We start from the raw sequence: 25,308 nt of genomic DNA on the forward strand, positions 1-25,308 counted from the left end.
TGGATTCGGAGGCCGGCATGGCATGGCGAAATCCTTATCGGAAGATTTGCGGGCTCGGGTGGTCGCAGCGGTTGATGGCGGCCTGTCGCGACGGGCGGCAGCGGCGCGATTTGGCGTGGCGGCGGCAAGCTCGGTGCGTTGGGTCCGGGAATGGCGCGAGACCGGAGCCACCTGCGCAAAGCCGCAGGGCGGCGACAGGCGGTCCCACCGCGTTGAAGCGTATCGCGACATCATCCTGGCGGCGATCGAGAGGCGGGTGGACATCACGCTGGTCGAACTCGCCGAGTTGCTGCGACAGGAGCATGGCGCGTCGTTTGCGACGAGCACGATCTGGCGGTTTCTCGATCGTCACTCCATGACCTTCAAAAAAAACGGCGCACGCCAGCGAGCAGGAGCGGCCAGACGTGGCGGCGCGACGAAACGCCTGGTTCGACGCCCAGCCCGATCTTGATCCCGAGCATCTGGTCTTCATCGACGAGACCGGAGCCTCGACAAAGATGGCTCGACTGCGGGGGCGCACGAAGCGCGGGATGCGGTGCCGATCGCCAATCCCGCATGGCCATTGGAAGACGACGACGTTCACCGGCGCCCTGCGCCTCACTGGCATGACCGCGCCAATGGTCCTGGACGGCCCGATGACTGGCGAATGGTTTGTCGCCTATGTCGAGCAGGTTCTCGTGCCGACGCTGCGGCCCGACGATGTCGTGATCCTCGACAACCTGCCGGCGCACAAAAGCGCAGCCGCCCGTGTGGCGATCGAAGCAACCGGCGCAAGGATGATGTTCCTCCCGCCCTATTCCCCCGACTTCAACCCGATCGAGAACGCCTTTTCCAAGCTGAAATCGATTCTACGCAAAGCCGCCGCACGAACCGTCGCGGAATTGTGGGATACCATCAGCGCCGCACTGCCTTGCTTCACACCAACCGAGTGCGCCAACTACTTCGCCGCAACAGGATATGAGCCGGAATGATCAGATTCTGCTCTAACCTGTCAAGCCGCTCCTTGCCAGAGCACGCGAATGGTCCAGCACGATTTGCCGCGTCATGGCAGGATCGGCTCATTCACACCGTACGGTGACCATGCCTTGATAGCTGCCGGCCGGGAAGATGCCGCTCGACTTGGTGGCGGTGAGATCGACCTGAACGGTATGGGTGCCGTTGGTGAGCTTTTGCGTCGTGCTCCCTGCCGTGCTGGCGCCGGAGTCGAGGCGATAGGCCGTGGCGAAGTTGACATTGGTGCCGCCGCCGCTTGGCGAGGAGGTGAATGCGGCGGGCGCGGGAGCCGAGACGGAGTAGCAATCCAGCAAGTTGAGCAAAGAGCACAGCAGCGAGCTTGCGGTAATGGTGGCTCCCGCGCTCTGACCGCCCGCCTGCGTGGACCCCAATATGCCTATGGTGGGATTCGCGGTCATCGTTCCCGATGCACCGACCATGATGGTGCAGGTGCCGATGATCGCTGCCGGCGCCGGCTGGCTGGAAGCCAGAACGGCTGCGGTGAGAAGGAAGAGGTCATTTCTTCTTCTTCTTTTTCTTGCCATTGTTCCAACCCTGGTCCGCCCAATTGGCGGATTGCGCCGCGGGGACGGCGGCGACTGCCGTTGCGCCATCGACGCTGACGCCCATCTTCATCAGCTTGAGTTCCATTTCGAGACGCTGCACTTCGAGTTCGTAAAGCCGGCTGCAGTCGAGGCGCTTTGGTTGGCTGCCGATCGGGATCACCACGCGGCCATAGGTGGCGATGCCGTTGTCGGTCTGGTTGTTGCCTCTGATAACACCGAGGTCGAGATAGGCGCCGCTGCCGGAGACCGCCGAGCGGCAAGTGGTGCCGTCGGCGGCGTGGACCTCGTCCTGGCCCTGGGGCAAGGTGACGCCGGGCAAATTGAAGCCGTTCTCGTTCTGGTTGAGGTTATAGACTTGTTCCTGGGCTTGGGTCGGAGCCGTGCTTGCCGCGGCAAGCGTGAGCGCGAGCGTCAGGACTTGCGATGTCCAAAAAACTTTCCGCATATCTGTGCCCTTATCTGCGTCTGCTCATTGGGAAAGGGGATGCTTTCGGTACAGATACGCACTTTACGCTCGGCCGCGCCGTCGAAGGGCACGACCACAAGGACGGGGCGGGATGCCTGGGCGCCGAGTTGGAAGATGGCCGGCGATATCCTGGCCTCCACCGGCTGAAAATCCTGATCGTAGACGTGGACCTCGATCTTGATTTTCTGGTTGTAGGGATTGGCGGGGAATACCCGAACCGCGAAGGCGTCGGTGAAGCTGTTGACCTCGCCTCGCATCGGCGACATCGACTGGGCCAGGGCGGCAACAGGCATCAGGCCGACGGCCAATGCCGTCGCCAGGTTCAGTGCATGTCTCAAAGGATTCCTCCTGAGGGGCTATTCGCAGCGCAGTGTGACAGTTGCCTGATAGGTACCGGAGGCGAAGCGGTTGCTGCCGCCCTTGGTGCCAGCGAGGTTGACCGAGACCAGCGAGGCGCCGGGAACGGTCAGGTTGGTGGCTGTGCCCGTTTCCGCGATGGTGTGTGCGCCGCTGGACGAAAAGGTCGGTGTCCAGGTTGTCGACGTGGTGTCGGCCGTCGGCACTGTGGTGGTGGTGACCGGGTCGACGCTGAGCGCCACGCCCCCGGTCGTGGTGAGGGTGACGGTTCCAGCGGAGCCGCCGCTGTTGTGCGAGCTCAATGTCTGGAGGTCGGGACTGACCGTCATCGTGCCGTTCGTCCCGATTAGAAGCGTACAAGTGGCGGTGATCGTGCCGTTGAAAATGACGTTTTGCGTCGTGGCCAATGCGGCTTGGTCAAGATAGGCGACCAGCAGGGCCGCGCCGATGGCGACCTTAAAGAACTTCATCGAGACCTCCTATCAAGCCGGAATGTCCGAATTAATATGAGTCATCATCGCTTTATCATAGTTAATTTAGGGTTAACTTAAATAAAGTCGACAAACAACATCTCAAGAAAGAAATGAAACCTCAGTTTGTCTCTGGTTGTGCGGCGCAATATATCAAGGTTACAATCTATCTAATACTTACAGGTGATGAAATTCATGGTTCATTACAAGAGTAACTCGAAGTCCGGCGTCTCAAGACGAGATCTGCCCTGCTTCCCAGCCAAGGATGGCGCGCTTGCGGGTCAGGCCCCAATGGTAGCCGGTGAGGTCACCGGACTTGCCGATGGCGCGATGGCACGGAACCACGAAGGAGACCGGGTTGGCGCCATTGGCCGCGCCGACGGCACGGCTGGCGGACGGCGAGCCGATGCTGGCGGCGATCGACGAATAGGTGCGCGCCTTGCCCATCGGAATCTTGAGCAATGCTTCCCAGACGCGAACCTGGAAATCGGTGCCGATCATTACGACATGCAGCGGCTGGTCGGAGCGCCACAGCCTGGAGTCGAAGATGCGGGCGGCATAGGGTCCGGTCGCGGCCATGTCCTCGACATGGATGGCGTTTGGCCAGCGGCTGGACATGTCGGCAAAGGCTGCCCGTTCCTCGCCAGGGTCGCTGAAGGCGAGGCCGGCAAGCCCGCGGTCGGTGGCCATGATCAGCGCGGTGCCGAAGGGCGAGGGATGGAAGCCGTAGCGGATGGTGAGCCCGGCGCCGCGGGTCTTGTAGTCGCCGGGCGACATTGCCTCATGGGTGACGAACAGGTCGTGCAGCCGGCCGGGGCCGGACATGCCCAGTTCGAAGGATGTCTCGAGCAGCGGCATGCCGGAATCAAGCAGCTTGCGCGCGTGGTCGAGCGTCACGGCCTGGAGGAAGGCCTTGGGCGAAAGGCCGGCCCAGCGCGTGAAAAGCTTCTGCAGGCCGGTTGGAGTCTCGCCGACCTCCTCGGCCAGTTCTTCCAGCGACGGCTGGTCACGATAATCGAGGCTGATCTTCTCGATGGCGCGGCGCACGATTTCGTAGTCGCTGCCTTCGGGCGTGATGTCTTTCTGAAGAACTGCTGTCGTTTGGACGCTCATGGAACGGTCTCCTTGACCGTGAATATCGCCCTTCGCAACCGCCATCGCCACCCGAAACTTGCCTTCTTGCCGGACATATCCAGATAGAGTTTGGTCCAGATGGAACTGGCTTCAAGGCAGGGAGGCCTTCATCGCCGGCGAAAAGGTGAACATGCGCGGGGAAGGGAGACCTGCTGATAGCGCTCTACTGCAAGGCGCTGGGACAGCAGGCGGTCCCGGTTCTGGTCAGCGCGTCTTGGCCGTGGCCAGCGCCCGCGAAAAGGCCTTGGCGAAACTTTCGCGATCGTCCGGATTGAGGAAGCCGCCGATCGGCACATTCTGGCCCTGCCCTTCAACGGTCATCCGGGTGATGCCGATTTCGGCGTGGCGGGCGACCGAAAACCGTGCCCAGAACGGATTGAAGCGATGCGCTTCGGATTTGCCGGACGGAGCGGTCTTGCGGATATCGAGGCTGGTGCGCGACACCGACACTTCCTCGCGGGCACGGGCGGCGCGGTAATTGGCGCGAAAGGCGATGTAGACGGCGATCACGTCAAGGCCGAAGAAGCCGAACACCGGCCAGGCGCCGCGCGACAGGAAGAAAGCGCCGGTGACCACCCAGCCGAAAACAAGCGCGCCCATCAGTACGGCAAAGCCGGTCCTGCCAAGCGACCGATGCGGCGTCAGCAAGGCGTGGAAGAATGGCTCGTCGGCCTGAAATGAAGCGTTTGTGTCGCTCATGAGTGGATATTATAGGAGGGAAATGGCCAACCCCAAGTCCAAAAAATCCTCAACACCCAGAAATGAACCATTGCCCGACCGCCGCGACGGCTCGAAGGCGAGGCCGAGCGCCCGTTCGCCCAAGCGCCGGTCGTTCTACAGCCCGGCCGAGGTGCATGAAATCTTCCGGCGGTTTTCCGTCCAGCGGCCGGAGCCGAAGGGCGAACTCGAGCATGTCAACGCCTTCACGCTGCTGGTGGCCGTCGTGCTTTCGGCGCAGGCGACGGATGCCGGCGTGAACAAGGCGACGCGGGCGCTGTTCAAGATCGCCGACACCCCACGGAAGATGCTGGCGCTGGGCGAGGCCACGGTGGGCGACCATATCCGTACCATCGGGCTGTGGCGCAACAAGGCCAAGAATGTCATCGCCCTGTCGGAAGCGCTGATCCGCGACCATGGCGGCGAGGTTCCCGACGACCGCGACGAACTGGTCAAGCTGCCGGGGGTGGGGCGCAAGACCGCCAATGTCGTGCTCAACATGGCCTTTGGCCAGCATACGATGGCCGTCGACACGCATATTCTGCGCATCGGCAACCGGATTGGGCTGGCGCCTGGCAAGACGCCCGAACAGGTCGAGCAGGAGCTGTTGCGCATCATCCCGGACGAATACATGCGCCACGCGCATCATTGGTTGATCCTGCATGGCCGCTATGTCTGCAAGGCGCGCAAGCCGGATTGCCCTGCCTGCGTCATCGCCGACATCTGTAAGGCAGAGGTGAAGACGACCAGCATTCCGGCGCCTCTTGTGCCGATCGGCCCTGTTGGGACGGCGCTCGAAAGCGCGGCTCAATAACCGTAACCGCGCGCCATAGCCGCCGCGAACACTGGAATCATCAGGAAGACAAAGGCCTCGGCGCGGATATGGGTCTTGACCGACGCGAGTTCCCCCGGCGGCACCAGGAACGAGGGATTGGCGACAGCCTGCCTGTTCCAGGAAATGAAACGGATGGTCGGCAGGATCGACAGCAGGCCGACGACGGCGAAGGCCGCCATCTTGGCCCAGAACACCCAGTTGTGGACGTAGAATTCCCAGCCCTTCAGCCCATAGATGACGCGGCCGATGCCGACGATGATGATCAGCCCGGCAAGAATGCCGTAATGGCGATCGATGCCGACAAGGCGCCGGATAGTTGCGGCCGGCAATTCACCACGGATCAGCACAAACTCGGCACCAATGATGCCCGCCAGCGAAAACACCAGCAGGTGATGCAGGATGGCGAGCACGAGATCGGTGGTTTCCATATTCTTTCCCCTCGGTCGAGCGGCGCACGCGCCATCAGTGCGTCTGTATTCGCGGTGCGCTGATTTCAGCTTGTCGCGAAAATTAGCATCATTGAGAAAAATTCCCATATGGGCAGTCGTGAGGACTGGCAGGCGATATCCGTCCTGTTGGACCTTGCGTCGCTCCGCCGGTTTGCTATCCGCCCGGTATCGCAAGCGAGGCATTTTCATGAGCGCTGTTCAAACAAGATCGGCTCCTGTCATCGAGACGGAGCGAACCATCCTTCGTGCGCACCGGCTGGAGGATTTCGATGCCTATGTCGCCATGTGGGCGGACCCCGTCGTCACCCGTTTCATCGGCGGCAAGCCGCGTACCCGCGAAGAGAGCTGGATGCGCTTCCTGCGCCATTCCGGCCTTTGGTCGCTGCTGGGCTACGGCTTCTGGGCGATCGAGGAGAAGGCGACGGGCCAGTTCATCGGCGAGGCCGGCTTTCACGACCTGAAGCGCGATATCGTGCCGTCGATCGAGGGCATTCCTGAAGCAGGCTGGGCACTCGCTCCCTGCATGCATGGCAAAGGGTTGGCCAGCGAAGTCGTGACGAGAGCCCTTGCCTGGGGCGACATGGAATTCGAACGGGCGAAAACCGTCTGCATCATCGATCCGCAAAATACCGGCTCATTGAACGTCGCGGCAAAGTGCGGCTACAGGGAAGTGTTGCGGACCAGCTATCACGACAATGCTACGGTCCTCCTCGAGAGGTACCCATAACAGGGTACATTGTCGACTGAACCCGATTGTTCTGCTAAATGTCGATCTTGAGGTCAGGGGGATCGGCGATGCATGCAATCAACATGACAGTCATCAAATTATTCTGGGTGACGCTTGCACTTATGCTGGCGGTGCGACTTGCCGCTGCCGATGCGACGGTGCCGACCGCCGATATCAAAGGCGCCGCCGACAACCATCTCGCCAAGCGTTACGAAGGCGCTTTCATCGTCTCCTACGAGAAACTCGCCTACACGGATTTCAATGTGCCACTGTCGCCGCTGAAGCCCAGCGCCGACGCTGATCAACGCGATGCGATGAACAATCGCGTTTTTGCACCGGACAAGAAGGTTGAGGTCGAGGGTTCCTTGACCCGCATCGCCTATGTTCTTCCGGGCGGGCGCTCGCCACTCGAAGTGCTGCGCAACTATCAGGACGTGATCGAGGCGGCCGGCGGCGAAATCATGTTCGAGTGCAAGAAAGAGGAATGCGGCGGTGCCGCCGACCGTTCATCGAGCGGCGGCGGCAACGAGATGAGCCTGACGATGTACTTCTTCCATGAAAGCGATCTCAAGGACGCGGCCTTTTCGAACGGTGCCTGCGCATTGACTTCCGGCATCAACGATCAGCGCTTTTTCTCCGCCAAAGTGCCGCAGGAAGGCGGCGACGCCTACGTCACCGTGCAGACCTATTCCATGATCGACGATCTCTACTGCAAGGAACTGAGTGGCCGCACCGTCGCGGTCGTCCATGTGCTGGAGCCCAAGGCGCGCGACAAGAAAATGGTGGTCGTCGCGGCGGCGAAGATGGCGGATTCGCTGACCGCGACCGGCAGTATTTCGCTCTACGGCATCTTCTTCGATACCGACAAGGCCGACATCAAGCCGGAATCGGAGCCAACGCTGAAGGAGATTTCGACGCTCCTGGCAAACGAGCCGAAGATGGCCGTCATTGTTGTCGGCCACACGGATAATCAGGGCGCTTTCGACTACAATCTCGACCTTTCGTCACGGCGGGCTCAGGCGGTGAGAGCGGCGCTCGTGTCGAAATACGGTATCGACGGGGCGCGGCTGACTGCGGCGGGCGCCGGCATGATGGCGCCCATCGCCAGCAACGAGGATGAAACCGGGCGCGCCAAGAACCGCCGGGTGGTTCTGGTCAAGCTGAACTGAGGCTCAAGACCGATCAGCCGGCCTTGCGGCGCAGCTTGCGCGCCAGGTCGGCCCATGGGTCGGCGTCGCCCGATTCCTGCGCCTTGCCAGCGCCGATAAACGACGTCGAAGCGTCGAAGGGTTGCGGCCTGGCAATCCCGTAGCCTTGCGCGTAGTCGACGCCGATCGACTTCAGGGCCGCGATGATGCCGTCGTTTTCGACGAATTCGGCGATGGTGCGCTTGCCCATCACCTTGCCGATATGATGGATCATCTCGACCATGGCGCGGTCGATACGGTCTTCCAGCATGTCCTTGACGAAACCACCGTCGATCTTGAGGTAGTCGACAGGCAGGTGCTTCAGATAGGTGAAGGACGACATGCCGGAGCCGAAATCGTCAAGCGCGAAGCGGCAGCCCAGGCCACGCAGGTCGGCAATGAAGCGAATGGCGTTGGCAAGGTTGGCGATGGCGCTGGTTTCGGTGATCTCCAGGCAGATCATGCGCGGCGGAATGCCATGGGCGAGGAACTGCTCGCGCAGGAATGCGAGGAACGTCTCGTCGCCGAAGGTCGCGCCGGAAAGATTGATGGCGCAGGTGGCGATGGGGTTCTGGCGCGGATCGGCAAGCCGCGCGGCAAGAACCCGGAAGGTGTTGCTGACCACCCAGCGGTCGATCGACGGCATGAGGCCGTAGCGCTCAGCCGCTGGTATGAAGCTGCCGGGTGTGACGACACCGCCGTCCTCGTCGGTCAGCCGCAACAGCACCTCCACATGCGCGCCAGCCTCCGCCGCATCGTCGTCGAGCGGGCGGATTTCCTGGGCGTGGAGCTGAAAGCGGTTTTCCTCAAGTGCCGCGTGCAGGCGTTGAACCCAGGCCATTTCGCCGAAGCGTTCGCGCAAGGCCATGTCGCCGTCGCTGTGGAGTTGAACGCGATTGCGCCCCTTTTCCTTGGCCATGTAGCAGGCGACGTCGGCCGCCCGCAGGACCTCCTCCAGCGTGATTTCGGCGTTGGTGATCTGAACCATGCCGATGCTCGCGCTGGTGTTGAGGGGCCTGCCTTCCCAGGTGAAATGCAGGTCCTGGACGATCACGCGCAGCCGTTCGGCGGTGCCGGCGGCGCGATCGGCGTCGCAATCGAGAAGAAGCACGCCGAACTCATCGCCACCCAGCCGGGCGAAAATGTCGCCTGGCCGCAATTCGCTGGCCAGCATCAGGGAAATCTGGCGCAACAACTGGTCGCCCGCCGCATGGCCGCACGTGTCATTGACCAGCTTGAACTGATCGAGGTCGAGATACATCAGCGCGTGCTGAAGCGGCTTGTCAGCTAAGTCCGCGATCGTTCTTTCCAGCCGGCTTTCGAAGTCGCGTCGATTGGCAAGTCCGGTCAAGGCATCATGCGATGCCTGCCATGAAAGCCGTTCGATATAGTCCTGCTCGCGCGTCATGTCGTGGAATGCCAACACGGCGCCGACGATCTGGCCGGAAACCAGAAGCGGCGCACCGGTCAGTGCGACGGAGACGAAGGAACCGTCCGGTCGCTGCAGCAATTGCGGGCGGACGTTGGAGCGGCGCGGCTCGCCGGCCAGCAGGCGTTCCATCAGCCGGGGCTCCTCGACGCCCGTTTCCTTGTCGACAAGCTTGAAAAGCGACGCGACCGGCTTGCCCCTGGCCGCGCCGAGCGGTCGTGCAAGCAGCCTTTCGGCGACGGGGTTCATGTAGTCCAGCCGTCCGTCCGGCCCGGTGCTGATGACGGCCTGGCCAATGGAGGCCAGCGTGATCTGGGCGCGCTCCCGCTCGGCGTTGAGAGCGTTCTGAAAGGCCTGGCGCTGCTCCAGAAGTTTTCTCGTCCGCCATACGGCAAGCAGGATGAGCAGCGCGGCGGTGAGGAGGTTGGCGAGGGTGAGCGCCATCGTGATGAAGCGCGATCCCTCGCCGAGGCTGTCGGAGAATGCCTTGGAGAAGGGGCCGACCTGGTGGTCGAGCCGATGGATCTCCGCTTTCCAGCTGGCGATCTGTTCGGCGGAGGCAGGCCCCTCCAGGTATCTGCGATGCATCGCCTCGCCAAGCCGGTCGATGACCAGGATCATTCCGTCGGCGGCGGTCCAGTGCCGGATGGCGGTGTCGAGGTAGCTGACGCTTCGGAAATTCTGGTACAGCCAGATCATGCCCGTCACATCATCTGGATGGTTCCCGCCTTGCAGGAAGCCGGCGCGCGCGGCGTCTGTGTCGGGTTCGGGCTGTTCCAGCGCAAGCCGAGCCGAACGATCGGCCAGTGGCACGGCGATGGCTTCGCGATATTCGTCAAAGAAATTCTGGTTGCCGGTATCGGCATAGAGGCTGAGGAAATAGATGGCGTGCTTCTGCCCCTTCGACCAGTGGCTCTCGCCGCCGACATAGGCGCGCACCGCGGACAAGGTATAGAGGCTGAGGCTGGCAACAAGGGCCTGGACGAGAACAACGACAATGAACGGCCAGACGAGCCCGAGAAGACGAGGGCTGGCGTTGATCGATGACAGTTTCATCGAACGGCCATGGAAATTGCGACGACCCCGTAAATCTTGCCTGCCCGACCGATCCGGCGCCGGCCAAGGAATTGCCTCGTTTTATATTGTCGCCTGTTCCCCGACGACAGCAACCTGATTAGCAAATCGGCCTTAACAGCCAATAAATTCCCCGATTGCCCGTTCAGGAAAACTTGGCGACATCAACAGCTCAAGTTTACGTCGGGGAATGCCAGCGGTTCTAAAAAAGAAATGGTCGCATTGGGATGATTAGGCGCTCGATTTTTGGCGTTTCGGGCGCCCTACACCCTCGTTGAGGCGCCGTGGTCAGATCGCGCACGCTTCGCTCAGGCCGGCTGATCCTGGCTCTCGTCGCTTGGAGCGGCATCGGGAACACGCAATGTCCGCACCAGCGTCGACAGATCCGGCTCGTCGATAAGAAGCGCGGCGTCGGCAGGCGCCAGCCATGCCCGCTGCCGCCTCTTGGCTTCCTGCCAGTTTGTCAGTTCCTCCGTCACGGCCAGCATATAGACGACGACATCAACCCGGACAAAGCGGGTCGCCAGCCGCTTCCAGTAGGTGTAGGTGCCGGCCGGATCCTTCAGGGTCTTGCCGAGCACGCCGGCTTCCTCCTGCGCCTCGATCATGGCCGCCTTGCGCCCGCTCTTGCCTTTCATCGGCCAGCCCTTGGGCACGATGAAGCGCCTGGTCGTGCGCGAGGTAACCAGCATCACCTCGATATCGCCAAGCGCGTTCAGCCGGAAGGGAATCGCCGCGACCTGACGAATCCTGTCGCCCTTCATTGCCTTGCGTACGGCCTTCTTTTTCGTGGCTGCCATGTCAAAGATCCAGTCCAAGCGGTGCCCATAGCGCGAAGCGGCACCGTTGCAAAACCAAAACCATCGCCCACGCGCACGGCAATGCATGCACGTAAGTCGGCTAAATAATCGGAAAACGCCGGCTTGTCAGCGGCAATTGTTCACGGCGGTCGTACCAATGATCGACGTCTGGCAACTCGGCCTGGCTTGAGGCACCACCGGCGTAGGCTGCTGAACGATCACGCGGTCCTGCGCACGGTACTGCTGCTGCTGTTGCTGGAATTGCTGCCTCTGCAGGCTGTTCTGCAGCGTCTGCAATTGGTTTTGCTGGATCAGCGCGTTGGTATTGGCCGAGTTCAGCTGGGCAAAGGCGTGCGAACCCACGACCGGCAACATGGCCGCAGCCAGCATTAACGACATCAAAACGGTGGATGGGCGAAGCGGTGACATTGGTTCACTCCCGCACAAAACAGACCTCACCCCAGATATAGGGTGTTTGCCCGGGGGCACCATGGGTGAAAGCAACAGAATCAAGGATTTCGCCTCGTTGGAGTCTAATTCTCGCCTTCTGCGAAATGTGAGCCAGGATCGGAAGGCTGTCGTCATATGACGACTACCAAACACCCGATGTTTTGGTCAGTGTCCCGCCCATAACATTCCGATTCCACCGATCGGGAGCAATGTAATCTGACTAGGACAATGCTTCAGGGCTGACCCGAGGCAGCATTGGGTGTGATGCATTGGGCCTGATCGCGAGCGTCGCGAGTTTTTATTGCGGATGGGGCGGCGACGCCGGGCCCGAGGAGGGGTCGAGAGCGTCGCAAATCAGGGGTGGGTGCATGGCTTTGTTTTCAGGGCGGTTTCGCCTGCGTGGGGCGGCTGAGTATCGGTCTTCCAGGCGTCCGCTAGGCCTGTCGACAGCGGTTGGCGGCCGAACTCTCCATGACCTTGCCGTCAGCGATCTTGGCGGCGTTGCCGCAGCGGGTCGTATGCAGCCGCCGCGACAAGGCGCCGTCATGCGGGCGATCTGGATGGCACTGGCAGGCAGCGCGGCGCTGGTATCGGCGTTGCCGGCTACCGCCCAGGTGCTCATCAACTCAAATGGCGGAAATGGTGACAACGCACCCCCGGTCTATGACGCAAGTGGCGATCATGGCGGCAACGGCGGCAACGCGGTGCATGTCAACACTATCAATCAAACCGTGCCCGCTGCCTCACCTGACGGGGTTCACGCCTTCGACGTCACCGCCGATGGCGGCAATGGCGGGCATGGCGGCTATGGCACCATCCTTCTCGTCGGCAATGGGGGCGAAGGTGGCAATGGCGGTAACGCCGGAAGTGCCACCGCCACCAACAACAACGCCACGCTGAGCACGGATGGTAATTCTCATCACGGCATGGCGGCGACAGCCACTGGCGGTCAAGGTGGTGATGGCGGCGGCAGTGGCGGTCTCTTCTTCGCGGATGAGGGTGACGCTGGACATGGCGGTGCCGGTGGTACCGCCAGTGCAACCGCCACAGCCACGAGCATCATAAGGACGACAGGGGACAACTCGTTCGGCATCCTCGTGGATGGCAGCGGCGGAAATGGCGGCAAGGGTGGCAATGCCATCGCCGCAGGTCCGGCAAATGCTGGTGAAGGCGGTAATGGTGGCAGCGCTGGTACGGCGAACGGCAGCAACGCAGGCGAGGTGACCACATCCGGGCGATTTTCATATGGCATGGTTGTTCGCTCCGCCGGAGGCCGAGGCGGCGACGGAAATACGACCGTTTCGTTTTTCGGCTCCGGCGGCAATGGCGGCAGCCCGACTGCCGGCGCCGATGCTTCAGGCGAGAACTCCGGCGTCATAACCACCTACGGGGACTATGCCTCCGGCATGGTCGTGCAGTCCGTCGGCGGCGCCGGCGGTAATGGCGGTGGCGCCTTCGGTTTGTTCAGCGGGGGCGGAGCCGGTGCCGACGGCAACAGTGGTGGAAACGCCACGGCGACCAATACCAACAAGATCACGACCAATGGCGTTGGCGCGATCGGCATGCTGGTGGAATCGATCGGCGGCGGCGGCGGTGACGGTGGTGGCGCAGCCGGTGTCGTGTCCGTGGGCGGCAATGGCGCCGGTGGCGGCGATGCGGGAACGGTCATTGCCAATATCGGCGGCGAGATCATCACCGGTAATGATGGCAGCGGCGATGGTGCAATCGGCGTGCTGGCGCAGTCGGTCGGCGGCGGTGGCGGCAATGGCGGGTTCGCGTTTTCTGTGTCCAGCACCGTGGCCGTCGCGATCGGCGGCAGTGGCGGGACCGCTGGAAACGGTGGCAACGTGACGGCCAACCAGGCTGGGAGCGGCGTTGTCGTCGGCACGAACGGCCGGTCGGCGATCGGCATGCTTGTGCAATCGGTTGGCGGCGGCGGCGGCAATGGCGGCGGCGCATTCGCCGCAGGCAGTGTCGTTTCGGTCGCCATCGGCGGCTCGGGCTCACGAGGTGGCGACGGTGGCGAGGTGCGCTACAACATCGGCAATGCCACGGTCACGACTGTAGGAGATGATTCCGCCGGCGTGGTCGTCCAGTCGGTTGGCGGCGGCGGCGGCAATGGTGGGTTCTCCCTAAGTGCGTCGCTCGGCGTAGCCGTGGGTGTCGGCGGCGGCGGCGACGCCGGCGGTAGCGCCAAGCTGGTCGATGTTACCAGCGGCGGTTCGATCAAGACGTCCGGCGACCGGTCCGCCGGGCTTATCGCTCAATCCATCGGCGGCGGCGGCGGCAATGGCGGGTTCACTATCGCCGGCAGCCTTGGTGCGACGATCGGCGTGGGCGGCAGCGGGTCCAAGGGCGGCAATGCTGGTGAGGTGTTTCCGCACGGTTGCCGGCGGCCTCCAGAAGATCGAGACGGACGGGATCGATTCGACCGGATTGATCGTGCAATCGATCGGCGGCGGCGGTGGCAATGGCGGCTTCTCGGGAGCCGTTGGCGTTGCGGCGACGGTCTCGGTCGGCGGCATCGGATCGGCCGGGGGCGACTCGAAGGCTGTCAGCGCCGATTTCAACGGCACGGTCGATACATGGCGGGACCGGTCGGCGGGCATCATCGTGCAGTCGGTCGGTGGCGGCGGCGGCAACGGTGGGGGTGCGTTCACGGGCAGCTTCGCGGTGTCGGTCGGTATTGGTGGCGACGGTGGGGCGGGCGGCATCACCAACACAGCCAAATACACATCCAACACAACCACGATCACGACAAGGGGCAACGATTCCGCCGGCCTCATCGTGCAGTCGATCGGCGGTGGCGGCGGCAATGGCGGCTTCTCGGTCAATGTCTCGGCAGGGGTTACCGTCGGCATTGGCGGCGGCTCCAGCGTCGGCAGCAATGGCGAACGTGTCGATGTCGACATCAACACCGCTACGATCAGCACCGACGGCCACCGGTCGATAGGCCTTCTCGCCCAGTCGGTCGGCGGCGGCGGCGGAAGCGGCGGCTTCACGCTCGCGGTATCCGGGGCTGTTTCCGTCGGCATCGGCGGTGGAGGCTCCGGCGGCGGTGCTGGCGGTGAAGTCTTTTCCACTGTTCGCGGCGGCAGCATTTCGACGTCCGGCGAATACTCCCACGCCTATGTCGCGCAATCCATCGGCGGCGGCGGTGGTGCCGGTGGCTCAACAATCTCAGCTGGGTCGGGCGGCAATGTCGGCGTCGGTGGCGATGGAAGCGTCGGTGGCATCGGGCGCAACGTCATGGCGTCGAATGGCGCGGAGTTGAAAACGGACGGTATTTTCTCGCATGGCTTCCTGGTGCAGTCGGTGGGCGGTGGCGGCGGCTCCGGCGGGTTCTCGATCACGGGAGGCCTCGGCCCGACGGTCTCCGTTGCGGGCAGTGGCGATGGCGGCGGCAGCGGCGGCGAGGTTCGTGCAACCAACACCAACAAGACCACGACGCTCCAATACGGCTCGGTCGGCCTCTTCGCCCAATCAGTTGGCGGTGGCGGCGGCGATGGTGGCTTCAGTTATGGCATTGGCACAACAGCAGCCGTATCGGTCGGTGGCGGTGGTGGACTGGGTGGCGACGGCAAGCTGGTGGATGTCACCAACAATGCCAACATCAGGACCTATGGCGGCCTCTCGCATGGCATCCTGGCGCAGTCGGTGGGCGGCGGTGGCGGAAATGGCGGCGCGGCGAACTCCGTATCGGCCGGCCTTGCCGCGATCTCGGTCTCGATCGGCGGTGGTGGTGGTGGTGGTGGCGGCACCGGCGGCAACGTCATCGTTCGCCATGCCGGCGACATCACAGTCAATGGCCGCGGCTCCAAGGGCATTTTCGCGCAGTCGGTCGGCGGCAATGGCGGCAGCGGCGGCGATGCGTTCGCCCTGTCGGCCGCGGCAAACATCTACCCCTATCCGGCAGGCGCGCTCTCGGTGTCGGTCGGCGGCTCGGGCGCTGCCGGAGGTAACGCCGGCACGGTGGAAGTCACCGGCAACGGACACATCGCATCGATACCCAATCCTGACGTGGTCGATGACAGCGGCAAGCCGATCAATCCCGACAATGGTGGCGGCATATTGGCGCAATCGGTTGGCGGTCGCGGTGGCGACGGCGGTCGCAGCCGCACCTATTCTGGCAGTTTCAGCCCAACGGTGAGCATCAATCTGGGCGCCTCGATTGGCGGCAAGGGTGGTGGCGGCGGCATCGGCAACACCGTGACCGCCAATTTCGGGCTCACCGATCCGACCAGCTCGATCGTGACCACGGGCAACAATTCGCATGGCATTCTTGCGCAGTCGGTCGGTGGCGGCGGCGGCAATGGCGGCGATTCCATGGCTGGCGCGGGTGGCCTCGGAGGCAGCGTCACGGTCAGTGCCACGGTGACCGTCGGCGGTTGGGGCGGCTCAGGCAACATCGGCGGAACCGTCAATGTGACCAATGCGGCCTCGATCACAACGGGGAGAAATCTCAGCAATGCGATTCTGGCGCAGTCGATCGGCGGCGGCGGCGGTTCCGGCGGTTCGGCCAGCGGCACCACGGCATCGATCGGCAACGGCTCGAATGTCAATGTCAGCGCCAATGTGGCGATCGGCGGCCAGGGTGGCGATGGAAACAATGGCGGCGCGGTCACGGTCATAAATTCCGGCGTGCTCGAGACCTATGGCGACTTCTCCAATGGCATCGTGGCCCAGTCGATCGGCGGCGGGGGTGGCGCTGGTGGCTCGGCCGATGCCAAGGCCTATGACCTGGGCAGCGAGGGAACCAATATCAACGCGAACCTCGCGATCGGTGGCGGCGGCGGCGATGCCAACGGGGACCGCGACGGCGATGCCGTCACCAACCAAGCGGAATGGGGCACCTATGCGCTTGCGCCCGACAGCGGCAGCAGTGGCATGAAGGTGATCGTGAACAATTCCGGCAATATCCATACGCGCGGATATGGCTCCGCCGGCATCGTGGCGCAGTCGATCGGCGGGGGTGGCGGCCTTGCCGGCGCGGCGGCCGCGGGCAATGAGGGCAAATATGGCGGTAGCGCGACCGTTTCGGTGGGCGCGGGCATCGGGCTGGCGGGCGGCGATGCCGGCAATGGCGGTGAGATCCAGGTGACCAACACTGTCAGGATCCAGACCGACAGCGACGAATCGAATGGCGTCACGGCAAGTTCCGTCGGCGGCGGCGGCATTGGCGGTGCGGCATCATCAGGTGTCGCGGCCGAGTATGCGATTGGCGGTTCTGTCGGAGGATTTGGCGGGGCGGCGGGCATAGGTGGTCTTGTGCACGTCACCAATAGCGACACTGCTGAAATTCGCACTCTTGGCAATCGATCCGTCGGCATCTTCGCCCAGTCGATCGGCGGCAGCGGCGGCGCTGGCGGCGGCGGCGAGAGCCGAGGCTCGGGTGGTACCTTGACAGTGAATCTTGTCGTTGGCGGCTTTGCCGATGGCGGCGGCGCCGGCGGCGACGTGATCGTGGACAATGCCGGCATCATCACGACCGGCAGTCTGAACCTGACAACCGGCGCTCGCACCGGACATGGCTCGCATGGCATCCAGGCACAATCCATCGGCGGCGGCGGCGGCAGTGGCGGCGCGGCGGGCACGACCAGCGAGGAGGCGGAGTACCAGATCGGCGCGTCGCTGAGCGGCAAGGGCGGCAAGGGCGGCACGGGCGGCAATGTAACGGTCACCAACCAGGCAACGGGCCGCATCATAACCGCCGGCGACAACGCGCACGGGATTTTCGCGCAGTCCGTCGGCGGTGGCGGCGGCTCCGCGGGCGCGGGCAACAGCCAGGCCAAGGGCGGCGACACGACCGTGATCCTGCAGCTCGGTGGAACCGGTGCGGGTGGCTCCAACGGCGGCACCGTCCGTGTCACGAATTATGGAAGTATCACCACACTCGGCGTCATGTCGCACGGCATCTTCGCTCAATCGATCGGCGGCGGCGGCGGCGCGTCGAGCTCCCTGACGCAGGCTTCGGACGGCAAGACCAGTATCGGCATTCAACTGGCGCCGCAGGATCTGGTTGGCCCGAACAAGGTGGTCGGCGCCGGCGCGAATGGCGGCGCCGTCTACGTCCATCACAACGCGGGCACCATCAACACATCCGGCGCGGGCGCCTTCGGTATCTTCGCCCAGTCCGTGGGCGGCGGTGGCGGCTTCGGCGGCTCGATGACCAACGAGTCCGAAGGCGACGGAGCTTACTCGCTTCAGGTCGGCGTCAACGGCGGGTTCGGCGGCAATGGCGGCTATGTGGAGGTGCTGGTCGCCGGCGACATTCACACCACGGGTGTGCTGGCGCATGGCGTGGTTGCGCAGTCTGTAGGCGGCGGTGGCGGTTTTGGCGCGGATGCCTCCGGCAAGGCCGGTGTCGCGTTGGGCGTTGGCGGGCTTGGGGCGCCGGCGGCGACGGCGGTAACGTCTATGTCGAGCGCACCGGGTCGATCATCACCGAAGGCGCGGATTCGATCGCCATTGTCGCGCAATCCGTGGGCGGTGGCGGTGGCTTCGGCGGAACCAGCTTCGGTCGGTTTACGACCGATGACGATGGCGACGGTCCCACCGAGTTGTCCTTGGAGATGCTGGACGGCTCGACTGGCGTCGGCGGCACAGTCACCATCATCCAGACCGGTGAGATCACCACGACAGGCATCCGCTCGCACGGCATAGTCGCCCAGGCGGTCGGCGGCGGTGGCGGCATCGCCGGCGGCCTCAACAAGGGCGCGGGCTCGGCGGGCGGTGTCGGGGATGCCAATGCCGCCTCGGCGACGGCGAACAGCCAGGTCGCCGTCCATGGCGCGGAAAGCTATGCGCTGTTCGGCCAGAGCGCGACCGGCCAAGGCAACGCCAAGGCGGTCACGCTGACCGCGAAGTCCAGCCTGTTCGCGCAAGGGGCGGATTCCGTGGCGGCCTATGGCGAGAGCACGGCCAAGGGCACCAAGGGTAACATCACCATCAATCTCAATGGCCAGTACACGATCGGTGGCGCGGACACAGGCGTGGCGGTCATGCTGGTCGGAGGCCAGGACAACACCGTCAACAACAACAGCCTGCTCTATGCGATGGGGGCGACGCCGACATTCTCGGTGCTGCAATCCAACCTTGCCGCGTTCAGCGCCTCGCTGCTTGCCTCGCCCGGCCCATTCGTGCCGAAGGACGCAATCCTGGAATCCCTGCTCGACGATTTCAGCCCGCTTTCGATCACCGGCACCTCCGGCAATGACAAGATCAACAACCAGAAGAGTGTTGTCGGGCTTGGCCGCGTCATCGGCAACATCGACTTGGGCGGCGGCACGAATGAATTCAACAATTTCGAATTCTCCTCGATGGTAGGTCTCAAGACCATCGATCTGGGCGGCGGTATGTTCAACAACAAAGGCCTTGTGACCAACAAGGGTATTGGTGTCGTTGCCACGGTGGATGTCGTCGGCGGCTTTACCCAGACTGGTAGCGGCGATTTCGTCACCGATATCGATCTCAACAACCAGATCACCGATGCCCTGACGCTCACCGCCGCGGGAGATTTCGACGGTAAAGCGCCGCTCAACTTCCTGTCCATCGACAAGCTGTTCGCCGAGTATGTGATCGCAAAGGGCGCGTCGATGACGGATTCCGGCATCGTGGCAACGACATTGCATCCGGCGGTCGGCTTCAATTTCCTGACCAGGGTGGACAACGGGACGGACCTCGTTCTCTACGCCGACAACCCGACGTTCCTGGAACTGTCGAAGGATCCGGGATCAGGCACCAAGGACCTCGGCGTTTATCAGATGGCCCAGTATCTCGATGATATCGAAGCATCGTCGAGCCCGGACAATCCGATGGCGCGGCTCATCAACATGCTGCGCTTCCTGCCTGACGAGAAGGAGCTTGGCGCGGCGCTGACACGGCTGACGCCGCACTATGCGGTGCATACGTTCGACATGATCAACCGCTCCGCCGACATCATGCTGGAAACGGCGCGCGAGTGCGCAAGCGCGCACAGCAATCCCGACGGGCGCTGTGTCTGGGCCTCGATCAGCCCGCAGGCCGAATACAGCCGCGACGCCGGCGCCGGAACCACCAGCCGCGACGATGTGCTGAAGACGATGTCGCTTGGCGGCATCGGCGAGGTCGGCCAGCACTGGTCGCTCGGCGCCACGATCGGCCGGAGCGAATTCGACTCGAAGATCGATTTCAACGGGGAGCGGCTGTCGGCGACAACGGGCGAATCCTGGCAGGCCTATGCCCTGGCGAAATACGAGAACAAGAACTATTTCATCGACCTCGCGCTGGGCGGCGGCACCGGCGCGTTCAAGGGCGAGCGAGATACGCATGTCGGTCAGGTCGGCTACATCCCCGGCGAAACACAGGAGGGGGTCTATCTGCCGGAACTGCTCCTCGACGGTATCGGCAACGGCGTAAGCTATACGCAGAAGACCGCCCAGTTCGGCGGCTCGACGCGGCTCGGTTTCGTCAAGCAGATGGGCGCATTCTACCTGCAGCCGACCTTGCAGTTCGACGCGCGTTGGCTTCGGGCTTCCGGCAAGGAGACGGGCTCGGTCGCTGCTTTCAATTTCGATGGCAGCGCCAACATGTACTATTCCGCGACGCCCGGCCTTGAGATCGGCACTGATATTGCACTTAGCGACATCGCCAACATTCGCATCTACGGAAAAGCCGGCGTGGAGTTCTCCAACAAGGAATGGGAGATCGAGGGACGTTTCGCGGCGGCGCAGAATCTGCCAGGCAATCCCGCTCTGCACTTGACGGAAGCCGTCGATTCGCCACTCTATCGGGTCGGCGCCGGGCTTGAGCTCAATGGCGTGAGTGGCGTCGGCATGTCCGTCCGGTATAATGGCGCCTTCGGGGAAACTGTAACACAGAATGCGGTCAGCGCGTCTTTCAAGGTCAGCTTCTAGCTGACTTGAGGCCGAAGCTGGCAAAAAGGGGTTTTCATGGGTCGCAAGCAAGTCTATTTCGCAGCCGCACTGGGTGTTTTGCGCCCTCGGCTTGTCCGTGTCGATGGCGGCACAAACCAAGGCGGCGGCACCGGCCACCGACGCGGCCAAGGCGCCGCAACTGCCCGGCGGTGCTTCGGCGCTGTCCGAGACCCATGGCGACTGGACGGTCAATTGCCAGATCGCCGGCACGAACAAGGTGTGCAGCCTCTCGCATCAGCAGTTCAACAAGCAGACCAACCAGCGCCTGCTGGCGATCGAATTGACGACGAAGACCGGCGAGGATGCGGCCGGGACGCTTGCGCTGCCATTCGGGCTGGCGCTGGCCAAGGGCGTCGCTCTCGAAATCGACGACAAGAAGCTCGACGGCACACTTCCATTCAACACCTGCCAGTCGGTCGGTTGCCTGGTGCCGGTGGCGTTCGATACCGACATCACGCCGATGCTCACGAGCGGCACGACGCTGAAGGTCGATGCCACTGCGGCGGATACCGGACAGCCGATCAGCTTTTCGATCTCGCTCGCCGGTTTCGGCGGCGCGCTGGCCCGGACCGCGGAACTCTCGGCCAATTGAGTGTCAGACCACGATGGGGGATGGGGAGCGGCGAATGCCGCTCACTCTGTCGACTTGACCTTTTCCGGATACGAGTTGCGCCCTCGGGTCAGGCCCGGCGCGCCATCCGGGATCAGTCGACCTCGCGAAGGCGGTATCCAACCCCGGTCTCGGTGGTGATGTAACGTGGCTGGTCGGGCATCTTTTCGATCTTTTGCCTGAGCTGCCGCACATAGACCCGCAGATATTGGACGTCGGTTGTATCGCCCCATACCTGCTTCAGCAGGAAATGGTGGGTGAGAACCTTGCCCGCATGCTGCACGAGGATGCGCAGGATGTCGTATTCCTTCGGCGAGAGTTTTACGTCCTTGCCCTCGACCTTGACGATGCGCTTCACCAGATCGACGGACAGATCGCCGGTGTGGAACACCGGCTTCTCGCCCTGCTGCTGGAACCGGTGGCGCAGCGCCACGCGGATGCGGGCGACCAGCTCGTTCATGCCGAAGGGCTTGGTGACGTAGTCGTCGGCGCCAAGTTCCAGTGCCTTGACGATGCCGGCCTCGTCGGTGCGGCTGGACAGGATGACCACGGGAACGTCGAGGCCGTCGTCACGCCATTTGCGCAACAGGTCGTGGCCGCCCATGCCGGGCAGGCCAAGGTCGAGCAGGATCAGGTCCGGCTTCTCCGCCTCAACGAGTTCGATCGCAACCTTGGCATTGGGCGCCTCGCTGATGGCATAGCCCTGGCTGCCGAGGCCGACGCGAAGCAGCTTGCGGATCGGCGGTTCGTCATCGACGACCAATATCTTGACGTTCGAATTTGTCATGCCAGATCGTCCGTATTGGGTTCATCGATATCGGGCAGTTCCGTCGGCTTCGGCATGCGGATGGTGAAGACCGCGCCTGGGCGGTCAGTCCGGTTCGCCGCCGAAATCGTTCCGCCCATCGCCTCGATGAAGCCCCGGCAGATCGACAGGCCGAGCCCGGTGCCGGCGCGGACCTGATCGCGTTTGCGCACCCGGTAGAATGAATCGAAGATCCGTTCCAGATCGCCAGGGGGAATGCCCGGTCCCTCATCCATGATCTGCAGCAGCACGGAACCATTGTCCCTCCAGCCCTGCAGCCGGATCGTCGAAGCAGGCGGCGCGTATTTTGCAGCATTGTCGAGGAGATTGAACAGGACCTGCTCGAACAGCACGGGGTCGAGCCGCAGCATCGGCAGATCCTGGGGGATGTCCGTTTCGATCTTGTGCTCGCCGATGATTTTCCGGGCGCGTTGCAGGGCCGAGCCAACGATGTCGCCGACATAGTGGAGCGCATAGTTGGGCTCCATGGCGCCGGATTCGATCTTGGTCATGTCGAGCAGATTGGCGATGAAGCGGTTCAGCCGCTCGGACTCGTCGAGCACGGTCGACAGTAGCTCCGCCCGATCCTCTTCGGGGAGTGCCGGCGCGAACTCCCTCAGCGTGCCGGCCGCGCCCATGATGGCGGCAAGCGGCGTCTTCAGATCATGGGAGATGGAGGTGAGCAGCGCCGAGCGCAGCCGGTCGGCCTCGGCCGCTAGCTTGGCGCGGTCGACATCGGCGACCAGCTGGATGCGCTCGATGGCGACCGCCGCTTGGTCGGCGAGCGCATCGAGAAGACGCTGCTGCTCGGGCGTCAACAGCGGGCCCTGCTTGTCGTTGTCGAGGCCAACGACGCCGATCGCCGTTCGCCCTGTGCGTAGGGGAAGATAGAGGCGCTTGGCGCCAGGAAGCGTGTCGGCGCCGCGCCCCGCCGCACGGTTGTGCTCCCAGGCCCAACGTGCCGCCGCGATGTCGGCCTCGGCCAGCGTGTCGTCTGGCGGATAGCCGGCCTTGACGGTGATCGTTCCGTCTTCGGGCAGGAGCAGCACGACCCGCAGCTTCAGCATCGAGGCGATCTGGAAGGCGGTGGCCCAGAGAACGTCGTCTAGTGTGCCGGCGCCGGCGAGTTTCTTTGAAAAGAGGTAGATATCCTCGGTGGCCCGTGCGCGTGAGCGTGCAGCGACCGCCTGACGCTGTACGCGCGCCGTCAAATTGCTGGCGATGACCGCAACAACAAGGAACACGCCAAGCGCAACGATGCTCTCCGGGTCCCTGATCGTCAGCGTGTAGCGTGGCTCGAGGAAAAAATAGTTGAAGGCAAGGGCGCTGACGAGACAGGCATACAGAGCCGGCCAGAGCCCTCCGGTGACCGCCGATGCCAGCACCGCGATGAGAAAGATGATCGCGAGATTGCGAACGTCGAGAAACTGGTCGAGGGCCGCGGCGAAGGCGAGCGAGCCCGCGACATAGGCCGTGGCCAGCAGATAGGGCCAGATCTGGAACTGCCTCTGCTCGTCCGCCGTCCTGACGCTCCGCGACGTCGCCTCGGTATTCGGTTCGTTTCCCGAAATGACATGGACGCTGATATCGCCGGCATTGCGGATGAGATCATAGGTGAGCGAACCCTCGATCAACTCCCGCCAGCGCGACCGGGTCGGCCGGCCGATGACGATATGGGTGAAGTTGTTCGCGGTCGCATGGCGAACGATGTCTTGCGCGATGTTCTGACCGGGAATGGTCGTCACCTCGGCGCCGAGCTGCTCGGCAAGCCGCAGATGCGTCGCCAGCCGGTCCTTGTCCTCTTCGGACATGCTGGCAGAGCGAGGGCCATCGACATGAAGCGCCGTCCAGGGAGCACGGAGCCGGTCGGCCAGCCTGCGCGCATATCGAACGCGGGCGGCTCCCCCCGGGCTTGCGTCGATGCAGACGAGAACCCTCTCGCCCGCCGCCCAGGGGCCGGGGATGGCATGGGCCTGCATGTGGATCAGCAACTGCTCGTCAACGCGCTGGGCGGTGCGGCGCAGCGCCAGCTCCCGCAGCGCCGTCAGATTGCCCGGCGAAAAATAGTTTTCGATGGCACGCTGGGCGGTGTTGGGAAAATAGACTTTTCCCTCCTCCAGCCGCTTGATCAGGTCATCGGGGGTGAGGTCGATGATCTCGACATCATCGGCCTGGTCGATGATGGAATCGGGAACCGTCTCGCGAACCCTGACGCGCGTGATCTGGGCGACGACATCGTTCAGGCTTTCGACATGCTGGATGTTCAGCGTCGTGTAGACGTCGATGCCTTGCGTCAGGATTTCCTGGACGTCGAGGTAGCGCTTGGGGTGGCGGCTGCCAGGGGCGTTGCTGTGGGCCAGTTCGTCGACAAGAACCAGCGTCGGGCGGCGGGCGATGATGGCATCGATATCCATCTCGTCGAGGGCGCGCCCCTTGTAGTCGATGTGGCGCCTCGGGATGATCTCATAGCCCTCGACCAGGGCAAGTGTTTCCTTGCGGCCGTGAGTCTCGACAATGCCGATCACCACGTCCACGCCGTCGGCCAGCCTGGCGCGACCCGACATCAGCATCTCGTAGGTCTTGCCGACACCGGGCGCCGCGCCCAGGAATATTCTCAGGCGACCGCGCCCTTCGCGCTCCGCATGATCAAGCAGCGCGTCTGGGGAAGGCCTGGTTTCGTTGCTTCTGTCTTCCGGCATCAGAATCGATCATGGATGGCGCCGGGGACACTGTCGATCCCCGGCGGCACCATTCGTTACTTCGCGGCGTCCAGCGCCAGGTTGAGCGCCAGCACGTTGATGACGGGCTCGCCCATGAAGCCGAGTTCTCGGCCCTCGACATGGCTGTCGACCAGTGCCTTGACCTTGGCTTCATCGATGCCCCTTGCCTTGGCGACCCGAGGGACCTGGAAATAGGCCGCTTCCGGGCTGACATGCGGGTCAAGGCCGCTGCCGGACGTGGTGACAAGATCCATCGGCACCGGCTGGTTCGGGTTTTCCGCCTTCAGCTTCTCGGCATCGCCCTTGATGCGATCGATCAGCTTCGGGTTGGTCGGGCCGAGATTCGTGCCGCCGGAGGAGGAGGCGTCGTAGCCGTTGTTACCGGCCGCCGAAGGCCGGCCGTGGAAATACTTGTCGCTGGCGAAGGCCTGGCCGATCAGTTCGGAGCCGATGACCTTGCCGTCCTTTTCGACCAGGCTGCCGTTGGCCTGCCGTGGGAACAGCGCTTGAGCGATGCCGGTCATGCCCAAGGGGTAGACCAGGCCGGTGAGGGCGGTGAAGAAGACGATCATGATGATCGCGGGTCTGATTTGCTTGAACATCT

At 63.3% G+C, this 25,308-nt stretch carries 23 protein-coding genes; 7 read left to right on the plus strand and 16 right to left on the minus strand.

Annotated elements, in window-relative coordinates; genetic code table 11:
* Window positions 1-22 precede the first annotated feature (22 nt).
* A protein-coding gene (locus LGH82_RS24960; protein WP_227343924.1) for an IS630 family transposase occupies window positions 23-971 on the plus strand; the annotation gives its coding sequence in 2 pieces (ribosomal slippage) (window positions 23-366 and window positions 365-971; 951 coding nt in all).
* Window positions 972-1,058: 87 nt separating this feature from the next.
* Here the strand turns inward: LGH82_RS24960 and LGH82_RS24965 are convergent.
* From LGH82_RS24965 to LGH82_RS24990, 6 genes are all read right to left on the minus strand, one after another.
* Complete coding sequence (locus LGH82_RS24965; protein ID WP_227345285.1) at window positions 1,059-1,538, minus strand: hypothetical protein; 480 nt, start codon at window positions 1,536-1,538, stop codon at window positions 1,059-1,061.
* Complete coding sequence (locus tag LGH82_RS24970) at window positions 1,510-2,004, minus strand: hypothetical protein (RefSeq protein WP_227345286.1); 495 nt, start codon at window positions 2,002-2,004, stop codon at window positions 1,510-1,512. The genes LGH82_RS24965 and LGH82_RS24970 overlap by 29 nt, the downstream gene beginning before the upstream one ends.
* Complete coding sequence (locus LGH82_RS24975; RefSeq protein ID WP_413771390.1) at window positions 1,971-2,363, minus strand: hypothetical protein; 393 nt, start codon at window positions 2,361-2,363, stop codon at window positions 1,971-1,973. The genes LGH82_RS24970 and LGH82_RS24975 overlap by 34 nt, the downstream gene beginning before the upstream one ends.
* An 18-nt stretch (window positions 2,364-2,381) precedes the next feature.
* Entirely contained in the window at window positions 2,382-2,852 is a 471-nt protein-coding gene (locus LGH82_RS24980; protein WP_227345287.1) for a hypothetical protein, read from the minus strand.
* Between the two features lie 231 nt (window positions 2,853-3,083).
* Window positions 3,084-3,965, minus strand: a complete 882-nt coding sequence (locus LGH82_RS24985; RefSeq protein ID WP_227345288.1) for a methylated-DNA--[protein]-cysteine S-methyltransferase — start codon at window positions 3,963-3,965, stop codon at window positions 3,084-3,086.
* Window positions 3,966-4,190: 225 nt separating this feature from the next.
* Window positions 4,191-4,685 (minus strand): DUF2244 domain-containing protein, encoded by a 495-nt coding sequence (locus tag LGH82_RS24990; protein WP_227345289.1) that lies wholly within the window; start codon window positions 4,683-4,685, stop codon window positions 4,191-4,193.
* Window positions 4,686-4,707: 22 nt separating this feature from the next.
* Here LGH82_RS24990 and nth point away from each other — a divergent pair, with 22 nt between their 5' ends.
* Window positions 4,708-5,517 (plus strand): endonuclease III, encoded by an 810-nt coding sequence (gene nth, locus LGH82_RS24995; RefSeq protein WP_227345290.1) that lies wholly within the window; start codon window positions 4,708-4,710, stop codon window positions 5,515-5,517.
* On the opposite strand, the gene LGH82_RS25000 is transcribed toward nth, so the two are convergent.
* Window positions 5,511-5,966, minus strand: coding sequence for a DUF2214 family protein (locus LGH82_RS25000; RefSeq protein WP_227345291.1), 456 nt, complete (start codon window positions 5,964-5,966; stop codon window positions 5,511-5,513). The genes nth and LGH82_RS25000 overlap by 7 nt on opposite strands.
* Window positions 5,967-6,174: 208 nt before the next feature.
* Here LGH82_RS25000 and LGH82_RS25005 point away from each other — a divergent pair, with 208 nt between their 5' ends.
* Window positions 6,175-6,714, plus strand: coding sequence for a GNAT family N-acetyltransferase (locus LGH82_RS25005; protein ID WP_227345292.1), 540 nt, complete (start codon window positions 6,175-6,177; stop codon window positions 6,712-6,714).
* 68 nt (window positions 6,715-6,782) lie between these two features.
* Entirely contained in the window at window positions 6,783-7,883 is a 1,101-nt protein-coding gene (locus LGH82_RS25010) for an OmpA family protein (RefSeq protein ID WP_227345293.1), read from the plus strand.
* Between the two features lie 13 nt (window positions 7,884-7,896).
* Here the strand turns inward: LGH82_RS25010 and LGH82_RS25015 are convergent, their stop codons facing one another.
* The 6 genes from LGH82_RS25015 to LGH82_RS25040 all read right to left on the minus strand — a co-directional run bounded on the left by LGH82_RS25015 (window position 7,897) and on the right by LGH82_RS25040 (window position 14,038).
* Window positions 7,897-10,386, minus strand: coding sequence for an EAL domain-containing protein (locus LGH82_RS25015; RefSeq protein ID WP_227345294.1), 2,490 nt, complete (start codon window positions 10,384-10,386; stop codon window positions 7,897-7,899).
* 326 nt (window positions 10,387-10,712) lie between these two features.
* Window positions 10,713-11,204: an NUDIX hydrolase gene (locus tag LGH82_RS25020; protein ID WP_227345295.1), complete on the minus strand. Its 492-nt coding sequence runs from the start codon at window positions 11,202-11,204 to the stop codon at window positions 10,713-10,715.
* Between the two features lie 126 nt (window positions 11,205-11,330).
* Complete coding sequence (locus tag LGH82_RS25025; protein ID WP_227345296.1) at window positions 11,331-11,633, minus strand: hypothetical protein; 303 nt, start codon at window positions 11,631-11,633, stop codon at window positions 11,331-11,333.
* Window positions 11,634-12,397: 764 nt separating this feature from the next.
* Window positions 12,398-12,667, minus strand: coding sequence for a hypothetical protein (locus LGH82_RS25030; RefSeq protein WP_227345297.1), 270 nt, complete (start codon window positions 12,665-12,667; stop codon window positions 12,398-12,400).
* A gap of 342 nt (window positions 12,668-13,009) precedes the next feature.
* Window positions 13,010-13,576 (minus strand): hypothetical protein, encoded by a 567-nt coding sequence (locus tag LGH82_RS25035; RefSeq protein WP_227345298.1) that lies wholly within the window; start codon window positions 13,574-13,576, stop codon window positions 13,010-13,012.
* 210 nt (window positions 13,577-13,786) lie between these two features.
* The gene (locus LGH82_RS25040; RefSeq protein WP_264484334.1) at window positions 13,787-14,038 is read right to left on the minus strand and encodes a hypothetical protein; all 252 of its coding nucleotides are present in this window, start codon (window positions 14,036-14,038) and stop codon (window positions 13,787-13,789) included.
* Here LGH82_RS25040 and LGH82_RS25045 point away from each other — a divergent pair.
* The 3 genes from LGH82_RS25045 to LGH82_RS25055 all read left to right on the plus strand — a co-directional run bounded on the left by LGH82_RS25045 (window position 14,022) and on the right by LGH82_RS25055 (window position 21,161).
* Entirely contained in the window at window positions 14,022-18,317 is a 4,296-nt protein-coding gene (locus tag LGH82_RS25045; RefSeq protein WP_227345299.1) for a beta strand repeat-containing protein, read from the plus strand. The two genes, LGH82_RS25040 and LGH82_RS25045, sit on opposite strands and share 17 nt — an antisense overlap.
* The gene (locus LGH82_RS25050; protein ID WP_227345300.1) at window positions 18,221-20,548 is read left to right on the plus strand and encodes an autotransporter outer membrane beta-barrel domain-containing protein; all 2,328 of its coding nucleotides are present in this window, start codon (window positions 18,221-18,223) and stop codon (window positions 20,546-20,548) included. Before LGH82_RS25045 ends, LGH82_RS25050 begins: the two co-directional genes overlap by 97 nt.
* Before the next feature lie 103 nt (window positions 20,549-20,651).
* Window positions 20,652-21,161: an invasion associated locus B family protein gene (locus LGH82_RS25055; protein ID WP_227345301.1), complete on the plus strand. Its 510-nt coding sequence runs from the start codon at window positions 20,652-20,654 to the stop codon at window positions 21,159-21,161.
* Window positions 21,162-21,273: 112 nt separating this feature from the next.
* On the opposite strand, the gene LGH82_RS25060 is transcribed toward LGH82_RS25055, so the two are convergent.
* The 3 genes from LGH82_RS25060 to kdpC are packed head-to-tail and all read right to left on the minus strand — an operon-like array spanning window position 21,274 to window position 25,306.
* Complete coding sequence (locus LGH82_RS25060) at window positions 21,274-21,966, minus strand: response regulator transcription factor (protein ID WP_227345302.1); 693 nt, start codon at window positions 21,964-21,966, stop codon at window positions 21,274-21,276.
* Window positions 21,963-24,683 (minus strand): sensor histidine kinase, encoded by a 2,721-nt coding sequence (locus LGH82_RS25065; RefSeq protein ID WP_227345303.1) that lies wholly within the window; start codon window positions 24,681-24,683, stop codon window positions 21,963-21,965. Before LGH82_RS25065 ends, LGH82_RS25060 begins: the two co-directional genes overlap by 4 nt.
* 56 nt (window positions 24,684-24,739) lie before the next feature.
* Complete coding sequence (gene kdpC / locus LGH82_RS25070; protein WP_227345304.1) at window positions 24,740-25,306, minus strand: potassium-transporting ATPase subunit KdpC; 567 nt, start codon at window positions 25,304-25,306, stop codon at window positions 24,740-24,742.
* Window positions 25,307-25,308 lie beyond the last annotated feature (2 nt).

It is taken from the genome of Mesorhizobium sp. PAMC28654, from assembly GCF_020616515.1.
In the GTDB taxonomy this organism is placed as follows: domain Bacteria; phylum Pseudomonadota; class Alphaproteobacteria; order Rhizobiales; family Rhizobiaceae; genus Mesorhizobium.

Bases quoted from the DNA above. Each gene is read 5' to 3' on its own strand.
- LGH82_RS24965 (WP_227345285.1), bottom strand. From the start codon at position 1,538: ATGGCAAGAAAAAGAAGAAGAAGAAATGACCTCTTCCTTCTCACCGCA.
- LGH82_RS24970 (WP_227345286.1), bottom strand. From the start codon at position 2,004: ATGCGGAAAGTTTTTTGGACATCGCAAGTCCTGACGCTCGCGCTCACG.
- LGH82_RS24980 (WP_227345287.1), bottom strand. From the start codon at position 2,852: ATGAAGTTCTTTAAGGTCGCCATCGGCGCGGCCCTGCTGGTCGCCTAT.
- LGH82_RS24985 (WP_227345288.1), bottom strand. From the start codon at position 3,965: ATGAGCGTCCAAACGACAGCAGTTCTTCAGAAAGACATCACGCCCGAA.
- LGH82_RS24990 (WP_227345289.1), bottom strand. From the start codon at position 4,685: ATGAGCGACACAAACGCTTCATTTCAGGCCGACGAGCCATTCTTCCAC.
- nth (WP_227345290.1), top strand. From the start codon at position 4,708: ATGGCCAACCCCAAGTCCAAAAAATCCTCAACACCCAGAAATGAACCA.
- LGH82_RS25000 (WP_227345291.1), bottom strand. From the start codon at position 5,966: ATGGAAACCACCGATCTCGTGCTCGCCATCCTGCATCACCTGCTGGTG.
- LGH82_RS25005 (WP_227345292.1), top strand. From the start codon at position 6,175: ATGAGCGCTGTTCAAACAAGATCGGCTCCTGTCATCGAGACGGAGCGA.
- LGH82_RS25010 (WP_227345293.1), top strand. From the start codon at position 6,783: ATGCATGCAATCAACATGACAGTCATCAAATTATTCTGGGTGACGCTT.
- LGH82_RS25015 (WP_227345294.1), bottom strand. From the start codon at position 10,386: ATGAAACTGTCATCGATCAACGCCAGCCCTCGTCTTCTCGGGCTCGTC.
- LGH82_RS25020 (WP_227345295.1), bottom strand. From the start codon at position 11,204: ATGGCAGCCACGAAAAAGAAGGCCGTACGCAAGGCAATGAAGGGCGAC.
- LGH82_RS25025 (WP_227345296.1), bottom strand. From the start codon at position 11,633: ATGTCACCGCTTCGCCCATCCACCGTTTTGATGTCGTTAATGCTGGCT.
- LGH82_RS25030 (WP_227345297.1), bottom strand. From the start codon at position 12,667: ATGTCCAGCGTCACCCTCATCCGCGAAGAAGAGACCGCCACTGCCGCC.
- LGH82_RS25055 (WP_227345301.1), top strand. From the start codon at position 20,652: ATGGCGGCACAAACCAAGGCGGCGGCACCGGCCACCGACGCGGCCAAG.
- LGH82_RS25060 (WP_227345302.1), bottom strand. From the start codon at position 21,966: ATGACAAATTCGAACGTCAAGATATTGGTCGTCGATGACGAACCGCCG.
- LGH82_RS25065 (WP_227345303.1), bottom strand. From the start codon at position 24,683: ATGCCGGAAGACAGAAGCAACGAAACCAGGCCTTCCCCAGACGCGCTG.
- kdpC (WP_227345304.1), bottom strand. From the start codon at position 25,306: ATGTTCAAGCAAATCAGACCCGCGATCATCATGATCGTCTTCTTCACC.